This window comes from Streptomyces sp. NPDC057617, from assembly GCF_042800555.1.
Taxonomy (GTDB): Bacteria; Actinomycetota; Actinomycetes; order Streptomycetales; family Streptomycetaceae; genus Streptomyces.
The window spans coordinates 228900-235139 of the sequence record NZ_JBHVGV010000002.1; the positions used below are offsets into that span (position 1 = coordinate 228900).

Annotated in this window: 6 protein-coding genes; 3 read left to right on the forward strand and 3 right to left on the reverse strand. The window is 70.9% G+C overall.

All coding sequences use genetic code 11. The features are described 5' to 3' along the window. Window positions 1-82: 82 nt before the first annotated feature. Together ACFU9P_RS06430 and ACFU9P_RS06435 are read right to left on the reverse strand one after the other, a co-directional pair. On the reverse strand, window positions 83-778 hold the full coding sequence (locus tag ACFU9P_RS06430; RefSeq protein WP_384078039.1) for a L,D-transpeptidase family protein: 696 nt from the start codon (window positions 776-778) through the stop codon (window positions 83-85). 159 nt (window positions 779-937) lie between these two features. After that, window positions 938-2257, reverse strand: coding sequence for an MFS transporter (locus tag ACFU9P_RS06435; RefSeq protein ID WP_384078040.1), 1320 nt, complete (start codon window positions 2255-2257; stop codon window positions 938-940). Between the two features lie 62 nt (window positions 2258-2319). Here ACFU9P_RS06435 and ACFU9P_RS06440 point away from each other — a divergent pair, with 62 nt between their 5' ends. Further along, entirely contained in the window at window positions 2320-3324 is a 1005-nt protein-coding gene (locus tag ACFU9P_RS06440) for a LysR family transcriptional regulator (RefSeq protein ID WP_376386350.1), read from the forward strand. A 161-nt stretch (window positions 3325-3485) separates the two neighbouring features. Here the strand turns inward: ACFU9P_RS06440 and ACFU9P_RS06445 are convergent, their stop codons facing one another. Then, a complete protein-coding gene (locus tag ACFU9P_RS06445; protein ID WP_376386352.1) occupies window positions 3486-4304 on the reverse strand; it encodes an alpha/beta hydrolase in 819 nt (272 codons plus the stop codon). Window positions 4305-4407: 103 nt separating this feature from the next. On the opposite strand from ACFU9P_RS06445, the gene ACFU9P_RS06450 reads away from it, so the two are divergent. Further along, window positions 4408-5523: an adenosine deaminase gene (locus ACFU9P_RS06450; RefSeq protein WP_376386354.1), complete on the forward strand. Its 1116-nt coding sequence runs from the start codon at window positions 4408-4410 to the stop codon at window positions 5521-5523. 198 nt (window positions 5524-5721) lie between these two features. Next, window positions 5722-6111 carry an ATP-binding protein gene (locus ACFU9P_RS06455; protein ID WP_384078041.1) on the forward strand — a complete coding sequence of 130 codons (390 nt, stop codon included), beginning with the start codon at window positions 5722-5724 and terminating at the stop codon, window positions 6109-6111. The last annotated feature ends 129 nt before the right edge of the window (window positions 6112-6240 follow it).

A 6240-nucleotide genomic window follows, 5' to 3' on the forward strand; every position in this document is an offset into this window, starting at 1 on the left:
ACCGGTCTCTGGGAAGCTATCGCACGCCACTGACAATGGGCCCGGCCTGGGGAAAACCCCGGACCGGGCCCATCCGCCCCGCTCAGGTGCCCGGCTTGCGCCCGTACACGTACACGTCGTCGCCGTTCCTCAGCAGCGACCAGTACTTCGCCGCGGCGGTCTTCGTCATGTTCACGCAGCCGTGCGAACCCGGCGGGTTCCACACGCTCACAGCGACCGAGTGGAAGGCCTGGCCGCCGTCGAAGAACTGGCTGTACGGCATGGGCACGTTGTAGATCGACGAGACGTGGTTCTTGTTCCGCCAGTAGATCTTCTTCAGCCCGGTGCGCGTCTCGTAGCCGTTCCGTCCGGTGCGGACCGGCACCGGCCCGTATACCAGCTTCTTGCCGTCCTGGATCCAGCTGAGCTGGCGCGTCAGGTCGACACAGGCGATCCGGCCCTTGTTGACGGGGCACTTGCCGGCCTTGTTCGGGGTCTTGCCCGCCGCCTTCTGCTTGTTCATCAGATCCATCACGCCCCACGTGACGGGTCCGGCGTAGCCGATGGTCGGTGTGATGCCGTGCTTCGTCTGGAAGGCGCGGATGGCCTTGCAGTCGGCGGCGGACTGCTTGCCGTCCACCGGCCGGCCGAGGAACTTCTCGACCTGCTTCTGGTACGGGCCCTTGCTCGTCGTACAGGAAGCCGCCTGCGCGGGTGCGGCGCCCAGCGCCATGGTCAGCGGGACCACCAGCGCGGTGATGCCCGCCGCCACGGCCCCGGTCCGGCGTATGTGTCCCATCCGTCCCGTCCCCCCTTCGGTACACGTCACTCGTATGGCGTGTTCGGGGTGGTAGACGGGTGAAGTGCACGCGAAGTTGCACGGATCGGCGATTCAGATGATTCGCACAGGAGTTTCGCGTCAGTTGCGTCAATCGCGTCGGTCGTGTCGTCAGTCGCGTCAACTACGAGCAGCGGCAGCGCTGGTGGCGTCAGCAGCAGTGGCGCCCGACAGGCGCCGCTCCAGGCGCGCGCACCGCGTCCCGTACAGCGTGATCGAGACGACCCCGAGCACCGCCGCGAGCCCCAGCAGCACGGTCGCCGCCCAGCCGCCCGCGTGGAACGCGACCGCGCCCAGCGTGCCGCCCGCGCTGCTGCCCAGGTAGTACGCCGACTGGTAGAGCGCCGAGGCCTGCGCGCGGCCCGTCCTGGCCGTACGGCTCACCGCGGACGAGGCGGCCGCGTGACCCGCGAAGAAGCCCGCCGTGATCAGCACCAGACCGGGCAGCACCGCGGCCAGGGTGTCCGCGAGCGACAGCAGCAGACCCGCCGTCGTCGTCCCCACGGCCAGATAGAGCGCGCCGCGCCGCCCCAGCCGCCCGACCAGGTGCCCGGCCGCGGCGGAGGAGGCCGTACCGACCAGATAGACCAAGAAGATCGAGCCCACGATGCCCTGCGGAAGGCTGAACGGGGCCTCCACCAGCCGGTAGCCGATCACGGTGTAGACCGCGCCGAACACCGTCATGAAGAGCGCGCCGATCGCGTACAGCCGCCGCAGCAGCGGATCGGCGAGATGCCCGCCGACGGTCCGCGCCAGCGAGCGCGGGCTCACCGGACGCGGCGTGAAGTTCCGCGCCTTGGGCAGCAGGACGCGGAAGACCACCGCGCACACCACCGCCAGCAGCCCGACCGCGCCGAGCGCCGCCCGCCAGCCCCAGAGCTGGGCGGCCCAGCCGGTGACGATACGGCCGCTCATCCCGCCGACGCTGTTCCCCGCCACGAACAGACCGATCGCGGCGACCAGAGCCTTCGGCCGTACCTCCTCGGCGAGATACGCCATCGCCGACGCGGGCAGTCCGGCGAGCGCAGCGCCCTGGACGGCGCGCAGCGCCACCAGCCACTCCAGATCGGGCGCGAACGGCACCAGCAGCCCGACCGCCACCGCGACCGCCAGCGAACCGGTCATCAGCGCCCGCCGCCCGAACCGCTCGGAGAGCGCGCTCAGCGGCAGTACGAACAGCGCCAGCGCGCCGGTGGCCGCCGACACCGTCCAGCTCGCCCGGCTCTCGGTCACCCCGAATCCGGCGGAGAGCGCGGGCAGCAGGGCCTGGGTGGAGTAGAGGAGGGCGAAGGTCGCGACCCCGGCGGCGAAGAGCGCGAGCCGCATCCGACGGAGCGCGGACGAAGAGGCGTAGGAATCGGCGGAGCCGGAGGCGGTGGCCGTGGACGGGACGGAGGAGGCACCCGCGGTGGCGGGCGCCCCGGTACTGACGGAAGGCATGTCTCGAACGTAAGCACCACGGCTTCATGCGTCCAATGCATGGAATGGCGATAATCGTTCCCATGGCGCATGAACCGAGGTCGAACAAGCGCGTGTCATGGAGCAGTGACGCAGAAGACACCACGACGACACCGAACGCGCGGGGCGCGGCCGGTCTTGACCCCGAGTCCTGGTCGGCGGTCCTCGCCCCGCGTCTCGCGTACTTCGCCGGAGTCGCGCGGCACGAGCATGTGACCCGGGCCGCGCAGGACATGGCCGTACCGCAGTCCACGCTGTCCCGGGCGATGGTCCGGCTCGAACAGGACCTGGACGTCGCGCTGTTCGCCCGCAAGGGCCGTACGGTCGCCCTCACCCCGGCCGGCCGTACCTTCCTCGCCTCGGTCGAACGGGCCCTCGCGGAGGTGGAGCGCGCGGCCGAGTCCGTACGGGCCGACGCGGACCCGGCATCGGGCAAGGTCGCCTTCGGCTTCCTCCACACCATGGGGTCGGAGACCGTACCGGGCCTGATCAGGGCCTTCCGGGCGGACCATCCGCGCGTACGGTTCCAGCTCGTCCAGAACTACGGCGAGGCGATGCTGGAGCGGATGCGCGCGGGCGAACTGGACCTCTGTCTGACCTCGCCGGTGCCCGACGCGCCCGATCTGGTCGCCCGCAGGCTCGACGAACAGCGGCTGCGGCTGGTCGTCCCGGACGACCACCGGCTGGCGGGGCGGCGGCGCGTACGGCTGGCCGAGGCGGCGGACGAGACGTTCGTCACCCTGGAACCGGGGTACGGGCTGCGCCGTATCACCGACGCGCTCTGCGCCGAGGCGGGCTTCCGGCCGCGGGTCGCCTTCGAGGGTGAGGAGGCGGAGACGCTGCGGGGGCTGGTGGCGGCGGGGCTGGGGGTGGCGCTGCTGCCACCGCCGGCGGTGGCGCGGCCGGGGGTGGTCGAGCTGACGGTGACGGCGCCGCGGGCGGTACGGGAGATCGGCGTCGCGTGGTTGGACGGGCACCCGGACACGCCTCCGGTGGCGGCGTTCAAACGCTTTTTGCTGTCGCGGCGGGGGCAGTTGCTGCCGGACTGAGCGATCGCTTCACCGGGTCCGTCCGGCTGCCGGTTCGTCCTCAATCGCCGGACGGGCTGAGGTGGCTCGCGCTGAGGTGGCTCGTACGCTCGGCGGCCGGACGGCCGCGGTGCACGTGTCCTCAATCGCCGGACGGGCTGAGATGGCGCGCCGGACCGGACTCAGCCCCGTATCGACCTGCCGAACCCCGCCGCCAACGGCATCCGCAGACCCAGTGGCGGCGGCGCCGCCAGTGCGTCCGCGACCGGGCGGGAGTACGCGCGCGAGAGCAGCGCGCCTAAGACGAAGTCCCGTGCCAGCGCCAGGACTTCGGCCGGGTGCTGGCGCAGCGCGTGGCCGTCCGAGTGCACCTCGAAGCGGCAGACATCGCGGTTTATCTTCTTGGCCCGCGCGGCCAGCCGGTAGGACAGCTCCGGGTCGCTGCGCCGGTCATTCGTGCCGTGCATGATCAGTACATGCCGTCCCGCCAACTGCCCTACCGGCTCCGGCTCGACCGCCCGGTCCCGCTCCGGCAGCCAAGGAGCCATCGCCAGCACCGAGTTGACCGCGGAATGCCCCGCGGCGTGCAGCGCGGCCCGGCCGCCCATGCCGTGCCCGGCCAGGCATATCGGCACGTCGCCGTAGCGCCGTACGACCTCCTCCGCCGCCCACTCGGCGTCCGCCGCGAGCTGCGCGTCCGTACCGTTCCAGCCGCGCCGTCCGTAGTGCACCACGTGCACCACCAGCCCCTCCGCGGCGCCCGACCGCGCCAACGCCCGTGCCAGCGGCAGCACTCGGGCGTACGCGACGGGCGAGGGGCGGCGGTGGGAGACCGGCTCGCCGGAGGGGAGGACCAGGACCACGCCCCCCGTCGCCGACCCGGTGGGAGGTGCGGTGAACGCCCGTCCGAGCCGCGCCCGGGGCTCCGCGCGACGCGCGCGTGCCGAACCGTCCCGGCCTGCCGTACGTCCCCCCGGCCCGGGAACCGCTTTCTGTCCCATAGCAGAACAGTCTCAGAAGTCCGGGTGTACTCCACCCGTACGCCGGATCACTGTTACATATCGACGCACCACGATCTACGCGCGTAGGCGTTAGAGTGCGCAGATGACGAGCCAGACCTACCGTCCGCCCACCGCCGACCAGATCCGCCGCGCCCCCAAGGTCCTCCTCCACGACCACCTGGACGGCGGCCTGCGCCCCGGCACGATCATCGACCTCGCCCGCGAGACCGGCTACGGGAGCCTGCCCGAGCATGAGTCCGACAAACTCGGCACCTGGTTCCGCGAGGCCGCCGACTCCGGTTCGCTGGAGCGCTATCTGGAGACCTTCGCCCACACCTGCGCGGTCATGCAGACCCGCGACGCGCTGTTCCGGGTCGCCGCCGAGTGCGCCGAGGACCTCGCCGAGGACGGGGTCGTCTACGCGGAGGTGCGGTACGCGCCCGAACAGCACCTGGAGGGCGGGCTCACCCTCGAAGAGGTCGTCGAAGCCGTCAACGAGGGCTTCCGCGAAGGCGAGCGGCGCGCCCACGCCCATGGCCACCGGATCAGGGTCGGCGCCCTGCTCACCGCGATGCGGCACGCCGCCCGCGCCCTGGAGATCGCCGAACTCGCCAACCGCTACCGGGACTCGGGCGTCGTCGGCTTCGACATCGCGGGCGCGGAGGCCGGCTACCCGCCCACCCGCCACCTCGACGCCTTCGAGTATCTGAAGCGCGAGAACAACCACTTCACCATCCACGCGGGCGAAGCCTTCGGACTGCCCTCGATCTGGCAGGCGCTCCAGTGGTGCGGCGCCGACCGGCTCGGCCACGGCGTGCGCATCATCGACGACATCGAGGTCGCCGAGGACGGCTCGGTGACGCTGGGGCGGCTTGCCGCGTACGTACGGGACAAGCGCATCCCGCTGGAGCTGTGCCCCAGCTCCAACCTCCAGACGGGCGCGGCCGCTTCGTACGGCGAGCACCCCATCGGGCTGCTCCGCAGACTCCACTTCCGCGCCACGGTCAACACCGACAACCGGCTGATGAGCAGTACGAGCATGAGCCGCGAATTCGAGCTGCTGGTCGACACCTTCGGTTACACGCTCGACGACATGCAGTGGTTCACCGTCAATGCGATGAAATCAGCATTCATTCCTTTCGATGAACGACTTGCGATGATCAATGACGTGATCAAGCCCGGGTATGCCGAGCTGAAGTCCGAATGGCTGTTCAAGTAGAAGGTCCTGACCAGCGATTATCTGCTGCTGGGGTGGCGACGAAAGCTTCGGCGGGCGGTCCGGAACACGTTATTCCGGACGCCCGCCGGTGTTTGCGGGGAATACGGGCGACTGGCTAATTTGCAGAGCCGCTCGCATTGCGTGTCTTTCCCCGCCCCGTCACCTCCCCCCGTTCCCCTCCCCAAGGACGAACCGCAGATGAAGCAGTCCGCCGTCAAGACTCTCGGTGTCACCGCCCTCGGTGCCGCCTTCGCCTCCGCCGCCGCGGGCACCGCCTCCGCCGCCGCGCCCACCGGCCCCGCCGCGCTCGTCGCCAAGAGCGCGGTCACCGCGCTGGACACCGTGGGTTCCGCCGCTGAGCAGCTGCCGCTGGAGCAGACCGCCGAGCAGCTTCCCGCGCCCGCGTCCGATGTCGTCCAGGGCAGCAAGCTCGGGCTCGGCACCCTGCGGCAGGTCTTGCCGATCGTCTTCGGCTCGGCGAGCACCGCCGGCACCGCGAGCCCGCTCAACGGCCTGCTCGGCGGACTGCCGGTCAACGGCCTCGCCCAGGGCGCGAGTTCCGTCAACGGCCTCCCGCTCGGCGGCTGAGGCCCAGCGCCGTCCTCGCACCGGTCACAGCAGTGGGGGGGGGGGGCGGAGGTGGGGGTGTGCACCGCTCCGTCTTGATCGAGGATGTTCTCTCGCTCACTCCCCTCCCTGCTTTTTTTCTTTTTCTCT